Source organism: Paenibacillus algicola, from assembly GCF_005577435.1.
In the GTDB taxonomy this organism is placed as follows: Bacteria; Bacillota; Bacilli; order Paenibacillales; family Paenibacillaceae; genus Paenibacillus_AQ; species Paenibacillus_AQ algicola.
In genome coordinates, this window is sequence record NZ_CP040396.1 from 1,516,954 (window position 1) to 1,537,528 (window position 20,575).

The window sequence follows — 20,575 nt, forward strand, 5'->3', positions numbered from 1 at the left end:
AGGCATAAGCACCACTACGCTGTAAACACAGGACATAGCAGCTCTGGGAGAGATTCCGGGCGGCTATGTCCTTTCTTTTTGCACCCCAAGGATTGGTATATACATCCAGGCCGCAAGGGACCGTTTTGAAATCCGTTCGCGGGGGTAGTATAATGAGTGGCTGAAACCAAAGAAATTTGGATTACATATAACTGGAGGGTGATCAGATGGGTCCTTTTGAATTTTATAATCCTACGACCTTGATTTTTGGAAAGGGCAAGCTGAGCTCTTTACCAGCCGAAGTTTCGAAGTACGGCAAGAAGGTGCTGCTGGTTTATGGCGGAGGAAGCATTAAACGCAGTGGACTGTATGACCAGACCCTGTCTCTGCTGAAGGAAGCAGGCGCAGAGGTAACGGAGCTTGCCGGCGTGGAGCCCAATCCCCGCTTGTCCACGGTTCACCGCGGCGTTGAGCTTTGCCGGGAGAACAGTATTGAGCTGATTCTAGCGGTTGGCGGCGGCAGTGTACTGGACTGTGCCAAGGCAATTGCTGTTGGTGCCAAGTATGAAGGTGACATGTGGGATTTTGTAGAGCGCAAGGCTGCGCCGGAGGCCGGACTGCCGTTAGGCACGGTGCTGACAATGGCGGCTACGGGCTCTGAAATGAACGGCGGCTCTGTCATTACAAACGAGGCTACACAGGAAAAAATGGGCTGGGGCAGCCTCTACGCTTACCCTGCATTTTCTATATTAGATCCAGAGCATACCTTCTCCCTGCCAAAGGATCAGACGGTATACGGCATTGTAGATATTATGTCGCATGTGCTGGAGCATTACTTCCATCTCGATTCCAACACGCCGGTGCAGGACGGGTTCTGTGAAACCATTTTGCGTACGGTTATGGAAACAGCGCCGAAGCTGGTGGAGGACCTCAACAATTTCGAGCTGCGTGAAACGATCATGTACTGCAGTACAATGGCGCTCAATGGCATGATCAGCATGGGGCTGCGCGGCGACTGGGCGACTCATAATATCGAGCATGCCGTTTCAGCCGTGTATGACATACCGCATGGCGGAGGCCTGGCTATCCTGTTCCCGAACTGGATGAAGTACAATATCGACGTTCAGCCAGAACGCTTCAAGCAGCTGGCTGTTCAGGTCATGGGTGTAGATCCTGCAGGCAAGAGCGACAAAGAGATTGGCCTTGAAGGCATTGAGGCTCTTCGGTCCTTCTGGACCTCAATCGGGGCGCCGAGCTCTCTGGCCGATTACGATATTGATGACAAGGACATCGAGGTTATGGCAGATAAGTCTGTCCGCTTTGGACCGTTCGGCAACTTCCGCAAGCTGGAACGTCAGGACGTGATTGAGATTTACAACATGTCACTGTAAGCTTAATGAGCTTATGGAGCATACGGGGCTGTCCCATACGGAGCTGTTCCAAAAGTAGATTCTTGTTTAACGAGGCAGCTCACTTGAATGAGATCTGAAGCAAAATAAAGACATGGCGGAGTCAGGGAGGTGATCCCGGCACCGCCATGTCTTTATTGTGGTCTATTGCCGCCTTCTTCAACAGGTTATGGGCGAGTCAAAGCCATCCGACCTCCACCAGGATATGCAGCCTGGAAGATTCGGTCATCAAGGCGATGGACCGCTTCATGGACTACATTAACAAGGGGATTGAATGGAATGTCGTCTTCTACATCCATGAGCAGATAAAGTTGATCCATGGTATATTGAATGTACAAATGAAACCGCTCCTTTTTAAATGGTTGCTAGACACTTCCATTCTGCCAAAGGGCGGTTTCTTTGTGTTACCTGTTTTTGGGGGCAGCAGCGAGGGGGGGGACGTTTCGTACGCGGAGCATCTCGTAACAACAAACGAGGCCATCCCGCAAGACCCTAGATCATGAGGGACAGCCCCTTTTTGCGCAATTCGAATACAAATTTTTGAAACGATGTTAACTTTTCTTCGTAAAAAGAGTTATCTATACAGTAAGGTTCAACTCGGGGAGGCAGTCAATATGGAGGCACTGTTTTGGGGATGCTTGACAGGCGGCGTGTTGTTCGCCATTGTAAGCGTTCTGCTGGGGGATGTTCTCAGTGGGGCATTGGATGGGGCGCTTGATTTTTTGTCCTTGGATGTTTTGAATCCTATGGTCATTGCAGCGGCGGTAACTGTGTTCGGCGGGTCGGGCATCATGCTGACTACATACACGGAATTCAGCCTGCTCTTCGTCATTATGCTGTCGCTGCTGATCTCAGCCGCTGTCTCAGTCGTAGTCTATTTCGGCTATGTCCGTCCCATGGAGAACAGTGAGAACTCGACCGGCTTCTCCGTACAGGAGCTGGCAGGACGAATCGGTGAAGTGATGATTCCCCTTCCAGCCATCGGCTACGGTGAGGTCATGGTACGGGTCGGTGCCAGCAATACCCTCCATATTGCCTCAAGCTTTGATCAGCGGCCGGTTCCTGCAGGGGTGCGGGTCGTCGTGATTGATGTGGTGGATGGCGTCCTCCGAGTGTCTGAACTAGAAGAAGTCAAGGGAGAGGTGTAACAGCATGCCAGAATTTTTAATTATTCCGTCGGTTGTCATTGGGGTCATTGTCGTATTGGGTCTTGCGTTCTGGGCCCGCTACAAGACCGTAAGTCCGGACGAAGCAATGATCGTGACGGGCTCGTTTCTCGGGAGCAAGAACATTTCGTCGGATGAATCCGGCCGGAGAATCAAGATTGTCCGCGGCGGCGGTGCATTTATCCTTCCGATCTTTCAACGCTCGGAGTTTGTATCGCTCCTGTCTCATAAGCTGGATGTTATGACGCCGGAAGTGTACACGGAGCAAGGGGTACCGGTTATGGCTGACGGCGTCGCGATTATCAAAGTCGGCAGCTCGATTGAAGACGTGGCGACAGCGGCAGAGCAGTTTATGGGCAAGCCGATTGAAGCGCTGAAGGGAGAAGCACAAGAAGTGCTCGAGGGTCATCTGCGCGCGATCCTGGGCTCCATGACGGTAGAAGAGGTATATCGGAACCGGGATAAATTTGCGCAGGAAGTGCAGGGCGTAGCCGCACGTGATTTGAAGAAAATGGGCCTGCAAATCGTTTCCTTCACGATCAAGGATGTCCGAGACAAGCACGGCTATCTGGAAGCGCTCGGTAAGCCGCGGATCGCTACCGTAAAGCGCGATGCTGAGATTGCCGAAGCCGAAGCCGTTCGGGATGCCAGAATTCAGAAGGCACGTGCGGAAGAGGAAGGACAGAAGGCAGAGCTGGTGCGGGATACGAACATTGCGGAAGCTTCCAAGGAGAAGGAGCTGAAGGTGGCTGCGTTCAAGCGCGATCAGGATACAGCAAAGGCCGAGGCCGATCAGGCTTATCATATTCAAGAAGCCCGTGCGAAGCAGACCGTTGTTGAAGAACAAATGAAGGTCGAGCTCGTTCGGAAAGAGCGGGAGATTGATATTCAAGAGAAGGAAATTATGGTTCGAGAGAAGCAGTATGATGCAGAGGTCAAGAAGAAGGCCGATGCAGATCGTTATGCGGTAGTGCAGGCGGCTGAGGCGGAGAAGGCCCGCCGGATGCGCGAGGCGGATGCGGTTCAGTACTCCATTGAAACCCAGGCAAAGGCTTCGGCGGAGCAGAAGCGTCTGGACGGTATGGCTATCGCTGATGCCGAGCGGGCGAAGGGCTCGGCTGATGCGGAGGTCATTCGTCTTCGCGGCTTGGCGGAAGCAGAAGCGAAGGAGAAGCTGGCGGAAGCCTTCTCGAAGTTCGGTGAAGCGGCTGTACTCGACATTATTGTGAAGATGCTGCCAGAGCTCGCCGGCAAGATTGCAGAGCCAATCTCGTCCATTGATAAGCTGACGGTTGTGGACACCGGTAAAGGTGAAGGTGCAGCCCGGGTCAGCAACTATGTGACGGAGCTGATGTCCACCGCTCCGGAAATGCTGAAAAGTGTGTCAGGCATCGACGTCGAGGCGTTGATCCAGGGATTGACGAAGAAGTCGTCCCCTGCTGCTGCGGAGCCGGCGAAGCTTGAGCCGGCAAAGGTCCTGCTGGAGACCAGTGCAGCGAAGGAAGAGAAGGAGCTGGAGACCATCTAACGGCTCTTGGCTTCAGCAATATCGGCATAGCCGTGTCAGAGAAGACTTTCTGACGAGGCTATGCTTTTTTTATGCCAATGTTCTGCACTTCAGGAAGAGGACGCCATGGACCTAGCAAGGTATAATGGTCTTAACAGGAGGGATACCATATGAAACAGCCGGCAGCGCCTGTATGGCGCTCTGACAAACTGGCCGCGATGGGCAGCTCGATATTTGCCGAGATACAGGCTTGGAAGCAGGAAGCAGCCCAGAGAGGAAGAGAAGTGATAGATCTGAGCATCGGAAGTCCGGATCGGGCGCCATCCTTGGAAATCCGGGAGCTGCTCAGCCGCAGCGTGCTTCAGGAGGATCAATATACATACCCGTCTTCACAAGGTACACCGGCCTTTCGAAAGGCCGCTTCAGCCTGGCTCAAGCATCGCTTCGGGGTGGACACCAATCCGGAGACAGAGATTCTGGCGCTGATGGGTTCGCAGGATGGACTTGCCCATTTCGCTCAAGCTGTGTGCAACCCGGGAGATTTGGCGATGGTGCCGGATCCCGGTTATCCCATTTATGCGGGGGCGCTTCAGCTCGCCGGGGTCGAGCCCTGGCTGCTGCCACTTCGGGAAGAGAATGGCTTCATGCCTGATTTAACCAAGATCCCGGAGCAGATCTGGCAGCGAACCAAATTTCTGCTGCTCAATTTCCCAGGAAATCCGATTGCGGTTCAAGCAGATCTCACATTTTTTACCGAGCTGGTTGCGCTGGCGAAGAAGCACAATGTGCTCATCGTTCATGATGCTGCGTATTCGGAAATGGGCTTTGATGATTATCGGCCGGTCAGCATCCTTCAGGTTCCCGGGGCCTCGGAAATTGCCGTGGAATTTCATTCCTTCTCCAAGAGCTTTCATATGGCGGGCTGCCGGATTGCTTTTCTGGCCGGCAATGCAGAAGCAGTCGGAGCCCTGAGAGATTTGAAGAGCAATATTGACTACGGCGTATTTCTTCCTGTCCAGCTGGCTGCAGCAGCGGCACTGGAGCACGCCATGGCTTCGGGAACAGAACGGGAAACGGCGCTGCTGTATGAGAAGCGGAGAGATGTGTTCACAGCGGCACTGGAGGCAGCGGGCTGGACGGTGAAGAAGCCGAAGGCAACCATGTTTATATGGGCCAAGCTGCCGGAAGCCTTTCGTCAGGACCATAACGCAGGGGATTCCCGTCAATTCGCACGGAAGCTGCTGCTCTCTACAGGGGTGGCTGTCGTACCGGGCATTGCTTTTGGGCAGCAGGGGGAAGGGTATGTACGCATTGCCCTTGTGCAAGAGGCTGAAGTACTGACGGAAGCGGCTGCCCGCATCGGGGCTTTTTTGCTACAAGAAGCAGATGTTTGATATGATAGAGGATATGAATGTGTAAATTGAGGTGCAATGGTGGGCAGCATACAAGTATCCAAGGTATTAAACAATAATGTAATTATCGCGAAGCATCCCTGGCATGATGAGGTGGTCGTGATCGGAAAGGGCATCGGCTTTAACCGTAAACCGAAGGACGCCATTCCCTTGACGCTCGTAGAGAAAATGTTCATCTTAACGAAGCCGGAGGAGCAGGAGCAGTATAAGCAGCTGGTGCCTCAAGTCGATGAGCAGCTGATCGAAGCCATGAATGAGATCATTCATTATGCGGCGAACGCGGCCGGGGAAACGCTGAATGAGCATATTCATGTCGCGTTAACCGATCATATTGCATTTGCGATCAAGCGCCAGGCTCAGGGCCTGTATATTCATAATCCTTTTTTGTACGAGACTAAAGAGCTGTATCCGGAGGAATTCCGGATGGCAGAATATGCGGTGCGTAAGCTCAAACAGCGACTGGATGTGGATTTGGGAGAGGAGGAGGCTGGCTTTATCGCCTTGCACTTTCACAGCGCATTGACGAATCAGCATATTTCCGAGGTGCGCAAGCATTCCAGGCTGGTATCGGATCTTGTGCATATTGTAGAGGACAAGCTGGAATACGTCATTCCCAAGGATTCGCTTGATTATTCCCGCCTGATTACCCATCTCCGGTTCGCTATCGAACGGATCCGCCGGGGAGAGGCCGAGCCTCAGGAGGGAAGGCTGGATGAGCTGCTGAAGCGGGAATACCCTGAAATGTACGCCTTAGGCTGGACATTAAGCAAGATGATGGAGGTCCGGCTGGGGAAGAAGGTCTATCCGGCCGAAGCGGGTTATCTGACGATTCACTTACAGCGGCTTGCCCAGCGGAAGGAAGATCATGAATAATGCATGAAGATTTTCAAGAGCAGGGATTACACCTCTTGCAAGCTGCTAATCAGGGTGATACAATACGTTCTGTCTTTATGAAAAGCAACAGTATCTAACGTGTAACTGATTCGATCAGGCATGAGTATATAACAGGATTCTTTGGTTGTTTCCAGCCCTTTCAGGGTAACCTACGGGGAGAAACAGCTCAGTGGTCCTGCTGTATGCTTATGCCTTTTTTTGTTGGTATGTTGCTAATGATTCACCTTGAGAGGTGAAATCAAGAAAGGAGATGGACGATGTTTAAGCGTCTGTTTGGCGTTTTACAGAGAGTAGGTAAAGCTCTCATGCTGCCTGTAGCGATCCTGCCGGCTGCGGGCTTGCTGCTGGGTCTGGGGAATATGCTGGTCAACGAGGATTTCCTGCAGTATGCCTCCTGGCTGGATACGGCCTGGGTTCAGGCCATTGCAACGGTCATGATGAATGCCGGGCAAATCGTGTTTACAAACCTGCCGCTTCTGTTCGCGGTCGGTGTAGCAGTCGGCCTGGCTGGTGGAGACGGAGTTGCCGGACTTGCGGCAATTATCGGCTACCTCGTGCTGAATGTGACGATGGGGACCGTCATCGGCGTAACTCCGGCCATGGTCGGCACAGATTACGCTTACGCCAGTGTGCTGGGCATCCCGACGCTGGCAACCGGGGTGTTCGGCGGGATATTGGTCGGGATCCTGGCGGCCAGCATGTACAATCGCTTTTTCAGGATTGAGCTGCCCTCGTACCTCGGCTTCTTTGCCGGCAAGCGGTTTGTTCCCATAATGACGGCTGCCACAGCGGTGCTGCTGGGCTTGCTCATGACCGTCATCTGGCCACCGATTCAGATCGGGCTGAATGCTGCATCGCATTTCATGCTGGAGCAGAACCGCACACTGTCTGCTTTTGTATTCGGGGTGGTTGAGCGGGGATTGATTCCTTTCGGGCTGCACCATATTTTCTACTCTCCCTTCTGGTTTGAGTTTGGAGAATATGTGAATAGCGCCGGGCAGCTGGTTCGCGGTGATCAGAATATCTTCATGGCCCAGCTGCGGGACGGTGTAGAATTCACAGCGGGTACCTTCATGACCGGGAAATTCCCGTTCATGATGTTCGGACTTCCTGCGGCAGCACTGGCGATCTATCATGAAGCAAGACCGGAGCATAAAAAATATGTGGCCGGCATCATGGGCTCTGCAGCCTTGACGTCCTTCCTGACGGGGATTACAGAGCCGCTGGAATTCTCCTTTCTGTTCGTGGCACCGCTGCTGTTCGTGGTTCACGTGCTGTTTGCCGGTCTGTCGTTCATGACGATGCACATTCTGGGCACTAAAATCGGCATGACCTTCTCCGGCGGATTGATTGACTACGTTATCTTCGGTGTCATTCCAAACCGGACGCCATGGTGGAACGTCATCATTGTCGGTCTGATCCTGGCGGTCATTTATTACTTCGGGTTCCGGTTCGCGATCCGCAAGTTCAAGCTGCGGACACCGGGTCGGGAGGAGCCGTCAGAGGCCAAAGACGGCGCGAGCGCAAGGTCTGGAAGCAAGGACGATTTGCCGGGCAGCATTCTGTCGGCACTGGGCGGCCAGAGCAATATTGCTCACCTGGATGCCTGCATTACCCGTCTTCGTGTAGAGGTGAAGGAGAAGGGTAATGTTGATAAAGAACGCTTGAAGCAGCTGGGCGCTTCCGGGGTACTCGAAGTGGGTAACAATGTACAAGCGATCTTCGGTACACGCTCTGATACGATCAAGTCGCAGATCCAGGACATCATGTCCGGGATTACGCCGGCTGAAGCACCTCAAGCAGCAACAGGGGACGTCAAGCCGGCCGAAGCGGAGCAGCAGGCGGCATTGGATGGCGATGCGGTTATTCTGGAGGATATTGTGTCTCCGGTTAACGGCGAGCTGATGGATATTTCCAATGTGCCTGATCCGGTATTCTCTCAGCGCATGTCAGGCGATGGCTTTGCCGTTCTGCCGCATGATGGAACCATTGCATCTCCGGTCTACGGCAAGGTGTTCAATGTATTCCCAAGCAAGCATGCCATTGGCATTATGTCTGATGGCGGCAAGGAAGTGCTGGTGCATATCGGCGTCAATACCGTGAAGCTGAAGGGACAGGGCTTTAAAGTGCTTGTTCAGGAGGGCGATCTGGTGGCTGCAGGCCAGCCGATTATGGAGGTAGACCTGGACTATGTGAAGGAGCACGCGCCTTCGATCATTTCGCCAGTGATTTTCTCGAATCTGCCGGAAGGATCCAAGGTGAAGCTCAACAAGACGGGGAACGTCACCGCCGGAGAAGAGAATATTATCACGATTCAATAATTTTGGGTAAGTACATTCTATACAACAACCATAAAATAAGGAAAGAGGATGATCAGCATGCAAAAAACATTCAGAATTACAGACGAGGATGGCATCCACGCACGTCCGGCTACAGCACTGGTGAACACGGCGAACAAATTTAAGGACACAGAATCCTTTGCAGAAGCAAGCGGCAAAAAAGTAACCTTGAAATCGATCCTGGGCGTGCTATCCCTGGGTTTGGAGCAGGGTGACAGCCTGACTCTGATCTCCGAAGGGCCTAGTGCCGAGGACGCGCTGAACGCACTGGCTGAAGTGATGGTGAACGAGGGGCTGGGAGAGCTCAATGACTAACATCAAGGGTATTGCGGCCTCGGCCGGCATCGCCATTGCAAAAGCATTTATTCTGGAGCACCCGGACTACACGGTCAAGCATACTCAGGTTGAGGATGCTGACCGTGAAGCCGCCCGGCTGGACGATGCGCTGAGCCGCTCCAGAGCGGAGCTGGAGGACATCAAGAGCCGCACGCTGCAGGAGCTGGGAGAGAAGAAGGCGGAGATTTTCGAATCTCACCTTCTGATCCTGGACGACCCGGAGCTGATTAATCCCGTCAAGGATAAGATTCGGGAAGAGTCGGTAGCTGCCGAATATGCTCTGAATGAGACAGCGAATCAATTTATCGAGATGTTTCAAAATATGAAAAGTGCTTATCTTCAGGAGAGAGCAGCAGACATGCGGGATGTCACCAAGCGCGTGCTGAAGCATCTGCTGGGACTGAATTATGTGAGCCCTTCGGAAATTTCCGAGGAGGTCATCGTCATTGCCGAGGATTTGACGCCTTCGGACACAGCGCAGCTAAACCGTAATTTTGTTAAAGGGTTTACCACCAATATCGGGGGACGCACCTCGCATTCCGCGATTATGGCACGCTCTCTGGAAATTCCAGCTGTTGTTGGAACTCAGTCGATACTGTCCAGTGCCGAAAGCGGCGATTTGATCATCGTTGACGGACTGGAAGGGCTCGTGTTCATTAATCCAGATGAAGATACTGTAGCCCAATACCGTGACAAGCAAGAACAGTATGCCAAGCAGCTGGAGGAGTGGAGTAAGCTTCGCGGAGAGCCGACCATTACCCAGGATGGTGTGCACGTCGAGCTGGCAGCAAATATCGGTACGCCGAATGACGTGACCGGAGTGCTGGAGAACGGCGGCGAGGGCGTAGGATTGTACCGCACAGAATTTCTGTATATGGGACGGGATAAGCTGCCTTCTGAAGAAGTGCAGTACAATGCCTACAAATCTGTTCTGGAAAAAATGCAGGGCAAGCCGGTTGTCGTCCGGACCTTGGACATTGGCGGCGACAAGGAGCTGCCATATCTGGATCTTCCCAAGGAAATGAATCCATTCCTGGGCTTCCGGGCCGTTCGCTTGTGCCTGGATCGTCAGGATCTGTTCCGAACCCAGCTGCGTGCTTTGCTTCGTGCCAGCGTCCACGGGGATTTGCGGATTATGTTTCCGATGATTGCGACGTTAGGTGAATTCCGGGAAGCGAAGGGACTGCTGGAGGACGAGAAGGCCAAGCTTGCTGCAGAGGGCATTGCGGTGTCAGATCGCATCCAGCTGGGCATTATGGTGGAAATTCCATCAACGGCTGTTATGGCGGATCAGTTCGCCAAAGAGGTGGACTTCTTCAGCATAGGCACCAATGACCTGATTCAGTATACGATGGCGGCAGACCGGATGAATGAGCGGGTCTCTTACCTGTATCAGCCGTATAACCCGGCGATTCTGCGTCTGGTGAAGATGGTCATTGACGCTGCACACAAAGAAGGCCGCTGGGCGGGCATGTGCGGGGAGATGGCCGGAGATCCGGTAGCCATTCCGCTGCTGCTCGGTCTGGGGCTCGATGAGTTCAGCATGAGCGCAACCTCGATTTTGCCGGCCCGCAGTCAGATTTCACGGCTGTCTGAGGCCCAGATGCAGGAGCTGGCGTCTAAAGCGCTGGAGCTGCGTACGGCAGAAGAGGTCGTAGAGCTGGTAGAGAGCACCGTTTCCCAATAAGGCATAGGCGCATTTTCCTTTTTCAATTTTTCAAGGTTGACTTCTACAAACTACATTTAAGGTATTCTTTGCTCTTTCATAGAGCGAGGGATACCTCTTTTTTACATACTTTTTCAAAAATATAAAAATATGAAGGGGGCTTTTATGCTAAAATGAGAGTAATCTGCAAGCTGTCTAAATAGGACTGAGCTGTTGGCAGGCTATGCAGAAGTCTTATGGATGATGCGGAATTTTCCGATAAAAGACATAGGCCCGAACTTGCCTAGCGCCTACGGCATAGCATAAATATATATCCTATTTTTTGAGTCCGCAGGTCTGTCTTATCAATCAGGCGCCCATACTAGAGCTTAGAATCTACATTTAAAGTGACGGTGATGATGATGAATAGGGACATGATCCAAGAGATTACTGATCAGAGGTTTGGCCTCATCTACAGTGCTGCATCCAGCACATTCAGATTGTGGGCTCCATCGGCTGCTCAAGTATCGTTGATGCTGTATAAAAATGACGGCGTCGAGGGGGGAGAGTCACTCCTATCGCAGTCCGGGGGCAGCGAGCATCCGATGCTCATAAAGGGTAACGGTGTTTGGGAAACCAACGTGAGCGGCGATTGGGCCGGCTGGTATTATATGTACCGGATCCGGCAGCAGGACGGGCAGCTTCATGAGGCTGTGGATCCCTACGCCAGAGCTGTCAGTGCGAACGGTCGCCGCGGAGCCATCGTGGACCCTGCGCAGTGCAGCCCGGATGGCTGGGAGAGCGATACCAGACCGCCGCTGGCCTCACCTACGGACGCTGTGCTCTACGAGCTTCATGTGAGAGATTTTTCAATTTCGCCGGATTCCGGCATGACCTATAAAGGAAAGTTCAAGGCATTTACAGAAACAGGCCTGCGCGATGAGGCCGGGAACAAGCTGGGCATTGATCATCTGGTGGAGCTGGGTGTGACCCATGTGCATTTGCTGCCGATTTTTGACTTCAAGACCGTTGACGAGCTGATCTCCTCCAATTGGGACCCGGAAGGCGAATATAACTGGGGATATGACCCCCAGCATTATAATGTGCCCGAAGGCTCTTACGCCACGGATCCGCGAAGGCCAGAGACCCGGATCGTGGAATGCAAGGAAATGATTCAGGCTCTTCACCAGCATGGTATCCGGGTTATTATGGATGTGGTCTACAATCATACGTATTCTGTCGAGGAAGGTCCCTTTGAGCCTGTTGCACCGGGGTACTTCTACCGCCAGAATCATGACGGGACGCTTTCTAACGGCTCCGGCGTCGGCAACGAGCTGGCTACAGAGCGGCCGATGGTTCGGAAATTCATCAAGGATTCTCTCCGCTACTGGGCCGAGGAATATCATCTGGACGGTTTCCGCTTTGATCTGATGGCGTTGATAGATACCGAGACCATGGTTCAGATTGTAGAGGAGCTCCGCCGGGAGGTGGCTCCCGATCTCCTGATCTATGGCGAGCCATGGACTGGAGGCGGCAGCCCGCTGGCGAACCAGACGGTCAAAGGAACACAACGAGGCAAAGGGTTTGCCGTGTTTAATGACGATTTCCGGCATGCGATCAAGGGGGATAATGACGGCGGCGGCAAAGGCTTTGCTACCGGTGAAGCCTGGTATGAAGGCGCCGTCGCGGAGGGTCTTATGGGCTCTATCCATGATTTCGCGCTGGAGGCGTCAGAAACCGTCAACTATGTAACCGTGCATGATAACCTCAACCTGTGGGATAAGGTGCTGGTAACGATGGGGAAATGGGATGAAGCCGGGTTTATCCCGCTGCAAGACGGCCGGCCGCACGACGGAAGTCCGCTCATGCCAAAGATTGCTGCTGCCACACCTTATGCAGACGTGGTAGAGGGAGAGGCTCTTGCATCCGAGGCGGTGAAGCGCAGCCTGCTTGCCAACAGCATGGTGCTGCTCTCGCAGGGAATTCCGTTGATCCATGCGGGAGATGAGCTGCTTCGCACGAAATATGGCGATCATAACAGCTATCGCAGCGGGGATGCCATTAACGCAATTTCATGGAGTCATAAAGAGCGGTTTACAGAGGTCTTTCGATATTATCAGGGACTCATTAGGCTGCGGCGCCAGCATCCGGCTTTTCGGCTGAATCGCAGAGAAGAGATTGAGAAGCATATGGAAATCATCCGCTGCAGTGACCGCGTCGTAGCCTACCGTCTCCACAGCCACGCCGGAAATGACGAATGGAAGCAGATCGTAGCTGTGTTCAATGGCGGCGTGGAGGCTGTCAGTGTGGAGCTGCCGCCGACTCTATATGGCTGGAATGTTGTCGTTAATGAGCGGGAGGCCGGTACAGAAGTGCTCTCCACGGCAGACGGTGCTGAAGTGACCGTACAAGGTCTGTCTTGTATGGTGTTGTATGAGGATCCGGAGCGGCTGAAGTCGGATCTGACCGAGGTTCACGTGAAATACGACCGGGAGGATGGGGATTACGCCGGCTGGAATTTGTGGGTCTGGGGCACGGGAGTTCAGGACGGCGAGGTTTCACTGACTCCTCGGGAAGACGGGGATGCAGGAGCCGTGTTCTATACTGCGGCTGACGTGAAGAAGATTGGCTGTATCCTCAGACTGAACGAATGGGAAGCCCGGGAATGGGAGCAGGACCGCTTTATTACCGTTCCGGAGGGGGAGAAGACCATCCGTATTCACATTCACAGCGATGGTGTTGATATTCGCCCCCATAATCTCGGCGGCAGGGCATCCTAGAAGCCCTTCCATATTCATGTATCTTCAACGTTTACCAGAGAATTCGGACATAAAAATGCCGCTTTGCAGCTGCACCTGCAAAGCGGCATTTTTATATATTTAAGAGAGGGGTACATATCATTACCCTGCATCTCTGAGATGAAACGCTTACCTCAAAAATGATTACCTACCAAGGAGAAGGGGTAATGGATACATAAGCTTGTTTCGTATAAGGAGGATGTTAAAGATGACGTCAAAAAGAAGCAGTGTTCAACTGGAAGCTGAGGTTCGAAATGAATTTACACGCGCCTCCCGGCGTACCATTCGGGAGAACGGCGGTGTTCCGGCAGTTGTATATGGAGCAGGCATAGAAAGTATTCCTGTAACCGTCGATTTGAAAGAGGCGGCCAAGCTGTTTTATAAAGGTCGTTCAGAATCCTTCAAGCTAAATATTCAGGGCTCTGAATCTCTGCCCGTGCTGATCAAGGATGTACAGCAGCGCGCCGGCAAGGTGGTTCATGTAGACTTTCTCCATATTTCCATGAATAAGCCGGTTCGGGTCACGATCCCGGTCAGCTATCAGGGTGAAGCAGTAGGTACCAAGAATGGCGGGACCTTGCAAACGCAGGTGACCGAGCTTGAGGTAGAAGGCTTGCCGGGCGATCTTCCCAGCTCCATTGAGGCAGACATTTCTGCACTGGATGTCGGAGATAAGCTGACGGTGGGAGATCTTCAGATTCCGGAGAAGATCACACTCCATGCCGAGGATGAGGAGGTTCTGGCCTCCGTGATCGTTCCTCGTCTGGTTGAGGACACTGAGCCGCAGGAAGAGACCGGCGAAGAGGACGCGGAAGCTGGCAGCGACAGCGCGGAGGAAGAACCACAGGAGTAGCTCCGCCAGATACAATCATAAAAGAGCAGCCCGGCCTGGAATTAAAGTTCCAAGGGCCGGGCTGCTCTTTGTCATTGATTTCGTCTAGCGTGCCATCCATCCGCCGTCAACGCACAGCACATGTCCGTTGACATAATCTGCTGCTGCAGAGGCCAGGAAGACCGCTGGAGCCCCGATATCCTTCGGAGTTCCCCAGCGTCCCGCTGGAATGCGATCTGTAATGGAGCGCAGACGGTCAGGATCATTGCGGATTTGCTCCGTATTATCGGTTTCGATATAACCAGGAGCGATTCCGTTAACCTGGATGCCGCTGGAGGCCCACTCGTTCGCCAATGCCTTGGTAATACCAGCAATGCCATGCTTGCTCGCTGTATAGCCAGGAACATTGATGCCGCCCTGATAAGAGAGCATGGAGCAGATGTTGATGATTTTGCCGCTGCCGCGTTCAATCATATGGCGTCCCGCAATCTGGGACAGGAAAAAGGCAGAGTTCAGGTTCAGGTCAATGACATCCAGGAAGTCCTGCATGCTGTGATCCTTAGCCGGAGTCCGGCGGATTACACCAGCGTTGTTCACAAGAATATCTACATGTCCTGTCAGCTCCAGCGCCTGATCGAAGGCTCCCTGCAGCTTGTCGCGGTCGCTGAGGTCCACTTCAATGCCGGAGGTGCTTCTTCCTAAAGAGCGAATACTGCTCATTGTGTTCTCGCTGCTATTGTAGGATACGCAGACTACATCTGCTCCCGCTTCTGCCAATGCAACAGCGATCCCTTGGCCTAATCCGCGGGCTGCTCCGGTAACAATTGCGGTTTTGCCGCTCAAATCAAATACACTCACGTGCTTCAGCTCTCCTTCGTTATAATTCTGTAGAAATCAGGAATACGTGCTTATTCATTCGTTCGGCTTGAGAATCGTGACTCCAGCCTGCTCATACACCTGTCCGATGTCGGAAGGCAATTCCCGGTCGGTTAGCACAGCGGTAATTTCGTTCAGGCGGGCAAAGGTACGCAGAGCCGTCTGTCCAAACTTTTGGTGATGCACCACCGCGTACACCTCCTGTGCCGTACTGACCAGCGCTTGCTTGAAATCGATCAAATCGCCGGTATAAATCGTAAGGCCATGCTCGGGATGAACACCTGTTGCCGATATGAAAGCCTTCTGGATATTAAGCTGGCTGATATATGCAGCAGAGTCCGGGCCTGCCAGCATATTGCGCACCCGGTAGCCTCCAGGGACGACCAGGCGGATCGCATCCTTGGCGGCAAGCTCGCTGATAATGTAAACATCATTGGTCACGACCGTCAGCGGCTCATTGGGCAGCCGCTTGGCAATCGCCAGCGTAGTGCTTCCCCCGTCCAGCGCGATAATGTCGCCTTGTTGAATCCGGGCCAGCGCCATCTCGGCAATGGCTGCCTTTTCCTCGCCATGCTTGGTCAGCGGCTCTTTGGCCGGGAGGATGCCGAATTGGTCGCTCTGGGCCAGGACCGCTCCGCCATGTACGCGAAGCAGCAGGCCCTGTTCTTCCAGACGGGTCAGGTCCTCCCGAACGGTTTTCCCGGAAACCTCCAGCTGATCGCTCAGCTCGGAGACGGTAATTTCCTTGCGGGTGAGCAGCAGCTCCATAATTTTTTCATATCGTCTAATCGGGTTCATGTACATAATCCACTCTTCCTTAATGAATTGCGCCGGGGTCTTATCTTAATTCCTTCATGGATACAGGGTCCATATCGTCATAACGCTTGTTGTCTCCTGCCATTCCCCATACAAATGTATAGTTGCTTGTACCTACGCCGCTGTGGATAGACCAGCTCGGGGAAATAACGGCCTGCTCGTTGCGCATCACGATGTGACGGGTTTCGGAAGGCTGTCCCATCAGGTGGATAACAGCTGCATCCTCTGGAAGGTCGAAGTACATGTAAGCTTCCATCCGGCGCGGGTGAGTATGGGCTGGCATTGTGTTCCACATATTGCCTTCCTTCAGCAGGGTCATGCCCATGACGAGCTGAGCGCTGTCGATGCCCTTCTGGTGAATAAAGCGGTAGATGACGCGGTCGTTCGAGTTCTTAATGTCACCCAGTGCACTGGAGTCTGCTTCTTCCAGCGTAGCCTTGGCTGCCGGGAATGCCTTATGCGCCGGAGCAGAGTTCAGATAGAATTTGGCCGGCTGAGAAGCATCGCTGCTCTTAAAAATAACGTCTTTAGTGCCCATACCGATATACAGGCATTCTTTGTGGTTCAGTGTGAATTCTTCTCCGTCCGCCGTAACGGTACCGGTGCCGCCTACGTTAATAATACCAATCTCGCGGCGCTCCAGGAAGTATTCCACGCCCAGCTCCTTCATGTCTGTATCCAGCTTCACTTCACCTTGTACAGGGTGAGCGCCGCCGATAATCAGGCGATCCTCATGGGTCAGCACAAGCTCTAGCTGATCGGGTGTAAACAGGGTAGGGATGTGAAACTCCTTGCGCAGTCGGTCAGTATCAAATTGCTTAACCTCATTCGGGTGCGAAGCAAAACGTCTCTCCATGATTCATTTCTCCTTTATGATCAATTAATGATGAACAAACAGGTTCATATATGTACAAATTACTCCATTTGAGTTCATATTGCAAGTCTACACCAAGTAATATATTTTACTCCTTGTCAGAGAGGATGAATGTAGCTAGAATAAAGGTACAACTTGTACGTACAAGTTATATTAAAACATCAATATTGCATAAATGTATGTACAAGTTAACTTCAAAATTACGCTAATGATATTGGAGGCGTTACGGATGAAATTACAATCGCGTTCCTTCTGGTTCGTAACCGGAAGCCAGCATTTATACGGGCCAGAAACGCTGGAGCAGGCGGCAGAGCACTCACGCATCATTGCAGCAGAGCTGGATCGGGATCCGTCCTTTACGTATCCCGTGGTATTCAAGCCGGTCGTTAAGACCCCGGATGAGATTTACAATTTGATGCTGGATGCCAACAGTGATGACAGCTGTGCCGGAATTATTACGTGGATGCACACCTTCTCACCGGCAAAGATGTGGATTGCAGGCTTGTCCCAGCTGCACAAGCCGCTGCTTCACTTTCACACCCAATTTAACCGCGACATTCCGTGGGATACTATCGACATGGACTTCATGAACCTGAATCAGTCCGCTCATGGCGACCGTGAATATGGTCATATCGGAGCCCGCCTCGGCATTGCGCGCAAGATCGTGGTCGGTCATTGGGAAGATGCCGATGTGCGAAGCAGCATTGCCGGCTGGATGAGAACAGCTGCTGCCTATAGCGAAAGCCGCCGCCTGAAGGTTGCCCGCTTTGGAGACAACATGCGGGAGGTTGCGGTTACGGACGGCGACAAGGTTCAGGCACAGATTCAGCTGGGCTGGTCGGTTAACGGCTATGGAATCGGAGATCTGGCCCAGATCATGAACCAGGTCAGCGATGCCGAGGTCAAGGAGCTGCTGGAGCTCTATGAAGATCAGTATTCCATTGCTGCTGCAGGCTTGAATCAGGGGCCTGTCCGGGATTCCATCGCTTATCAGGCGCGCATCGAGATTGCCTTGAAGCAGTTTTTGGAGGAGGGCGGCTTTGGGGCGTTTACAACGACCTTTGAGGATCTGCATGGGCTGAAGCAGCTGCCGGGATTGGCTGTTCAGCGCCTGATGGAGGCCGGCTACGGCTTTGGCGGCGAAGGGGATTGGAAGACAGCGGCGCTGACCCGGGTACTAAAGGTGCTTGCGGGGAACAAGCAGACCTCCTTTATGGAGGATTACACGTACCATTTTGAACCGGGCAATCATCTGGTGCTGGGCGCACACATGCTGGAGGTCTGCCCCAGTATCGCTGCAGAACAGCCTTCCATTCAAGTGCATCCGCTGGGAATCGGCGGCAAGGAGGCGCCCGCTCGTCTCGTCTTTAACGGCTGCAGTGGAAGCGCGGTCAACGCATCCCTTGTAGATTTGGGACATCGCTTCCGTCTGCTGGTAAACCAGGTTGACGGCGTCAAGGTGGAGCAGGAGATGCCGAGCCTTCCTGTTGCCCGTGTACTCTGGAAGCCGCAGCCGTCTCTGCGTGAATCCGCAGAAGCATGGATTCTGGCTGGTGGAGCCCATCACACGGTCTTGTCCTATGCTGTAACGGCAGAAAATTTGTCCGACTGGGCTGAGATGGCTGGCATTGAAGCCGTCTTGATTGATCAGCACACCTCGATTCCGCGGTTCAAGAACGAGCTTCGCTTCAGTGAAGCCGCGTATCGTCTGCGTTAACACACGCTTGCTTGAATCCGCATATCCCTTTGGTTCCCCGGGCTGTGATACAATGACCAAAGCAATAGATAAAGAGATCAAGCAGCCCTGAGGTGAATTCATTGAACGAACGTAAATTACCTAAATATATGCAGCTGAAGCAGGAGCTTTTATCCTGGCTCGAAAGTGGAAAGCTGCTTCCGGGAACCCAGTTTCCGTCAGAGCATGAAATATCACAGCAATTTCAAATGAGTCGGCAGACCGTCAGGCAGGCTTTCAGTGAGCTGGAGAAGGAGGGCTGGCTGGAAAGAATCCAGGGCAAGGGAACCTTTGCCCGCCACCCTCATCGGGCGTATTCAGAACGGGTCAAAGCCGTAGGCATTGTGACGACATACATCTCGGATTATATTTTTCCGCATATTGTAAGAGGGGCTGAAGCCCGGCTTCGGGATCACGGGTATCGTCTCTTGTTATCCAGCACGGATAACAACAAAGCGAAGGAAATGGAGAGCCTGGCGCTGATGACGGGGGAGCCGCTCAGCGGCCTCATTATTGAGCCGACCAAGAGTGCAGAAGGGAATCTCAATTTGGCCTATTTCTTGTCGCTGCAGGAGAGGGGCATTCCGTTTCTTATGATCAATGAGAAATACCCGGAGCTGGAGTGCCCATGCCTGAGAGTGGATGATGAGCGGGGCGGCTACAAGGCGGCCCGTCATTTACTGGAACGGGGGCATCGCCGCCTGGCCGGCTTCTTCAAGACAGACGACCGACAGGGCGTGAACCGATTGAAGGGCTTCTTGAAGGCACACCGTGAAGCGGGAGTACATGCTACACCGGAGCTGGTCATCACCTACAGTACGGAGCAGAAGGAGCAGCAGCCCTATATGGAAGCAATCAGGCTGCTGACGACACTTGATGAGAGCCGGCGGCCCAGTGCGTTCGTATGCTACAACGACGAGCTTGCTGTGCGTTTAATTCAGGCTGTTGCGGCATGTGGACTCCGAGTTCCTGAGGATATTTCCATGATCGGCTTTGATGATTCGTCGCTTGCAGAGGCGACCGGTGTGAAGCTGACGACACTGACTCATCCCAAGAGCGAAATGGGAGATCTGGCAGCGCGGCAGATCATTGCAATGATTGAAGAAGGCGCAGCAGGTGAAGATATGGTGTTTGAGCCGCAGCTGGTGGAGAGATCGTCAGTTCAAGCAGTCGAGAGCACCTGATAGTTACAGGATAAACGTGAAAGCGATATATAAACGTCAGAGAGGTGGAATGAGCATGCTCGAAGCTCTAAAGGAGCAGGTGCTCCAGGCGAATCTGGAGCTGCCTCGGCATGGACTGGTTACATTTACATGGGGGAATGTCAGCGGAATCGACCGGGACAGCGGCCTGTTTGTAATCAAGCCCAGCGGCGTGCCTTATGATCAGCTGAAGGCGTCGGACATGGTCGTGGTAAACCTGGAGGGACAGGTTGTGGAGGGAGAGCTGAAGCCTTCCTCGGATACACCTACCCATAGGGTGCTGTACCGTGAGTTTACAGACATTGGCGGAGTCGTGCATACGCATTCACCAGGGGCGACCAGCTGGGCCCAGGCAGGACGTCCCCTGCCGGCATATGGTACGACCCATGCGGATTATTTTTACGGCGAAATTCCGGTAACTCGTCCCATGACGCAGGCAGAAATTGATGGAGACTATGAGCTGGAAACCGGAAATGTCATCGTGGAAACCTTTCAGCAGCTGGATCCTGCCGTTGTTCCTGGGGTTCTGGTGCATGCCCATGCGCCCTTTGTATGGGGAAAGGATGCGCTGGATGCGGTGCATCATGCGGTGGTGCTGGAGGAATGTGCCAAGATGGCAGCGGCTATGCTTCAGCTGAATCCGGGGGCTGCACCGATGGCACAGCAGCTGCTGGATCGCCATTATCTCCGTAAACACGGGATTAACGCGTACTATGGACAGGGGAGTTAAACATTCTATTATAGCGGGAGGGACA

At 53.1% G+C, this 20,575-nt stretch carries 17 protein-coding genes; 14 read left to right on the forward strand and 3 right to left on the reverse strand.

Annotation, left to right across the window (positions count from 1 at the left end):
* The first annotated feature begins 206 nt into the window (after nt 1-206).
* From E6C60_RS06740 to E6C60_RS06785, 11 genes are all read left to right on the forward strand, one after another.
* Nucleotides 207-1,370, forward strand: a complete 1,164-nt coding sequence (locus tag E6C60_RS06740; protein WP_138225155.1) for an iron-containing alcohol dehydrogenase — start codon at nt 207-209, stop codon at nt 1,368-1,370.
* A gap of 146 nt (nt 1,371-1,516) precedes the next feature.
* A complete protein-coding gene (locus E6C60_RS20875; RefSeq protein ID WP_175415231.1) occupies nt 1,517-1,891 on the forward strand; it encodes a hypothetical protein in 375 nt (124 codons plus the stop codon).
* A 111-nt stretch (nt 1,892-2,002) separates the two neighbouring features.
* Nucleotides 2,003-2,536: an NfeD family membrane protein gene (locus tag E6C60_RS06745; RefSeq protein WP_138225156.1), complete on the forward strand. Its 534-nt coding sequence runs from the start codon at nt 2,003-2,005 to the stop codon at nt 2,534-2,536.
* A 4-nt stretch (nt 2,537-2,540) separates the two neighbouring features.
* Nucleotides 2,541-4,082, forward strand: coding sequence for a flotillin lipid rafts scaffold protein FloT (locus E6C60_RS06750; RefSeq protein WP_138225157.1), 1,542 nt, complete (start codon nt 2,541-2,543; stop codon nt 4,080-4,082).
* Between the two features lie 149 nt (nt 4,083-4,231).
* Nucleotides 4,232-5,455, forward strand: coding sequence for an aminotransferase class I/II-fold pyridoxal phosphate-dependent enzyme (locus tag E6C60_RS06755; RefSeq protein ID WP_138225158.1), 1,224 nt, complete (start codon nt 4,232-4,234; stop codon nt 5,453-5,455).
* Nucleotides 5,456-5,491: 36 nt separating this feature from the next.
* A complete protein-coding gene (glcT, locus tag E6C60_RS06760; protein WP_175415232.1) occupies nt 5,492-6,346 on the forward strand; it encodes a glucose PTS transporter transcription antiterminator GlcT in 855 nt (284 codons plus the stop codon).
* A gap of 278 nt (nt 6,347-6,624) precedes the next feature.
* Nucleotides 6,625-8,688: a glucose-specific PTS transporter subunit IIBC gene (gene ptsG, locus E6C60_RS06765; RefSeq protein ID WP_138225159.1), complete on the forward strand. Its 2,064-nt coding sequence runs from the start codon at nt 6,625-6,627 to the stop codon at nt 8,686-8,688.
* A gap of 57 nt (nt 8,689-8,745) precedes the next feature.
* Complete coding sequence (locus E6C60_RS06770; protein ID WP_138225160.1) at nt 8,746-9,021, forward strand: HPr family phosphocarrier protein; 276 nt, start codon at nt 8,746-8,748, stop codon at nt 9,019-9,021.
* Nucleotides 9,014-10,729, forward strand: a complete 1,716-nt coding sequence (ptsP, locus tag E6C60_RS06775; RefSeq protein ID WP_138225161.1) for a phosphoenolpyruvate--protein phosphotransferase — start codon at nt 9,014-9,016, stop codon at nt 10,727-10,729. Before E6C60_RS06770 ends, ptsP begins: the two co-directional genes overlap by 8 nt.
* Before the next feature lie 392 nt (nt 10,730-11,121).
* Nucleotides 11,122-13,467: a type I pullulanase gene (gene pulA / locus E6C60_RS06780; RefSeq protein ID WP_138225162.1), complete on the forward strand. Its 2,346-nt coding sequence runs from the start codon at nt 11,122-11,124 to the stop codon at nt 13,465-13,467.
* Between the two features lie 226 nt (nt 13,468-13,693).
* Complete coding sequence (locus E6C60_RS06785; RefSeq protein ID WP_138225163.1) at nt 13,694-14,338, forward strand: 50S ribosomal protein L25; 645 nt, start codon at nt 13,694-13,696, stop codon at nt 14,336-14,338.
* Nucleotides 14,339-14,422: 84 nt separating this feature from the next.
* Here the strand turns inward: E6C60_RS06785 and kduD are convergent, their stop codons facing one another.
* Genes kduD through kduI form a run of 3 tightly spaced genes read right to left on the reverse strand, consistent with a single transcriptional unit; the run spans nt 14,423 to nt 16,865 of the window.
* Nucleotides 14,423-15,175 (reverse strand): 2-dehydro-3-deoxy-D-gluconate 5-dehydrogenase KduD, encoded by a 753-nt coding sequence (gene kduD / locus E6C60_RS06790; protein ID WP_138225164.1) that lies wholly within the window; start codon nt 15,173-15,175, stop codon nt 14,423-14,425.
* A gap of 54 nt (nt 15,176-15,229) precedes the next feature.
* Nucleotides 15,230-15,991, reverse strand: coding sequence for a DeoR/GlpR family DNA-binding transcription regulator (locus E6C60_RS06795; protein ID WP_138227670.1), 762 nt, complete (start codon nt 15,989-15,991; stop codon nt 15,230-15,232).
* 40 nt (nt 15,992-16,031) lie between these two features.
* Entirely contained in the window at nt 16,032-16,865 is an 834-nt protein-coding gene (gene kduI / locus E6C60_RS06800) for a 5-dehydro-4-deoxy-D-glucuronate isomerase (RefSeq protein ID WP_138225165.1), read from the reverse strand.
* A 247-nt stretch (nt 16,866-17,112) separates the two neighbouring features.
* Here kduI and araA point away from each other — a divergent pair, with 247 nt between their 5' ends.
* The 3 genes from araA to araD all read left to right on the forward strand — a co-directional run bounded on the left by araA (nt 17,113) and on the right by araD (nt 20,550).
* Nucleotides 17,113-18,600, forward strand: a complete 1,488-nt coding sequence (araA, locus tag E6C60_RS06805; RefSeq protein ID WP_138225166.1) for an L-arabinose isomerase — start codon at nt 17,113-17,115, stop codon at nt 18,598-18,600.
* Between the two features lie 101 nt (nt 18,601-18,701).
* Nucleotides 18,702-19,802 carry a GntR family transcriptional regulator gene (locus E6C60_RS06810; RefSeq protein ID WP_175415234.1) on the forward strand — a complete coding sequence of 367 codons (1,101 nt, stop codon included), beginning with the start codon at nt 18,702-18,704 and terminating at the stop codon, nt 19,800-19,802.
* Between the two features lie 55 nt (nt 19,803-19,857).
* Nucleotides 19,858-20,550, forward strand: coding sequence for an L-ribulose-5-phosphate 4-epimerase (gene araD / locus E6C60_RS06815; protein WP_138225167.1), 693 nt, complete (start codon nt 19,858-19,860; stop codon nt 20,548-20,550).
* Nucleotides 20,551-20,575 lie beyond the last annotated feature (25 nt).

Bases quoted from the DNA above. Each gene is read 5' to 3' on its own strand.
- E6C60_RS06750 (WP_138225157.1), top strand. From the start codon at position 2,541: ATGCCAGAATTTTTAATTATTCCGTCGGTTGTCATTGGGGTCATTGTC.
- araA (WP_138225166.1), top strand. From the start codon at position 17,113: ATGAAATTACAATCGCGTTCCTTCTGGTTCGTAACCGGAAGCCAGCAT.
- E6C60_RS06785 (WP_138225163.1), top strand. From the start codon at position 13,694: ATGACGTCAAAAAGAAGCAGTGTTCAACTGGAAGCTGAGGTTCGAAAT.
- ptsP (WP_138225161.1), top strand. From the start codon at position 9,014: ATGACTAACATCAAGGGTATTGCGGCCTCGGCCGGCATCGCCATTGCA.
- E6C60_RS06740 (WP_138225155.1), top strand. From the start codon at position 207: ATGGGTCCTTTTGAATTTTATAATCCTACGACCTTGATTTTTGGAAAG.
- pulA (WP_138225162.1), top strand. From the start codon at position 11,122: ATGATCCAAGAGATTACTGATCAGAGGTTTGGCCTCATCTACAGTGCT.
- araD (WP_138225167.1), top strand. From the start codon at position 19,858: ATGCTCGAAGCTCTAAAGGAGCAGGTGCTCCAGGCGAATCTGGAGCTG.
- kduI (WP_138225165.1), bottom strand. From the start codon at position 16,865: ATGGAGAGACGTTTTGCTTCGCACCCGAATGAGGTTAAGCAATTTGAT.
- ptsG (WP_138225159.1), top strand. From the start codon at position 6,625: ATGTTTAAGCGTCTGTTTGGCGTTTTACAGAGAGTAGGTAAAGCTCTC.
- E6C60_RS06795 (WP_138227670.1), bottom strand. From the start codon at position 15,991: ATGAACCCGATTAGACGATATGAAAAAATTATGGAGCTGCTGCTCACC.
- glcT (WP_175415232.1), top strand. From the start codon at position 5,492: ATGGTGGGCAGCATACAAGTATCCAAGGTATTAAACAATAATGTAATT.
- E6C60_RS06755 (WP_138225158.1), top strand. From the start codon at position 4,232: ATGAAACAGCCGGCAGCGCCTGTATGGCGCTCTGACAAACTGGCCGCG.
- E6C60_RS06770 (WP_138225160.1), top strand. From the start codon at position 8,746: ATGCAAAAAACATTCAGAATTACAGACGAGGATGGCATCCACGCACGT.
- E6C60_RS20875 (WP_175415231.1), top strand. From the start codon at position 1,517: ATGTCTTTATTGTGGTCTATTGCCGCCTTCTTCAACAGGTTATGGGCG.
- E6C60_RS06745 (WP_138225156.1), top strand. From the start codon at position 2,003: ATGGAGGCACTGTTTTGGGGATGCTTGACAGGCGGCGTGTTGTTCGCC.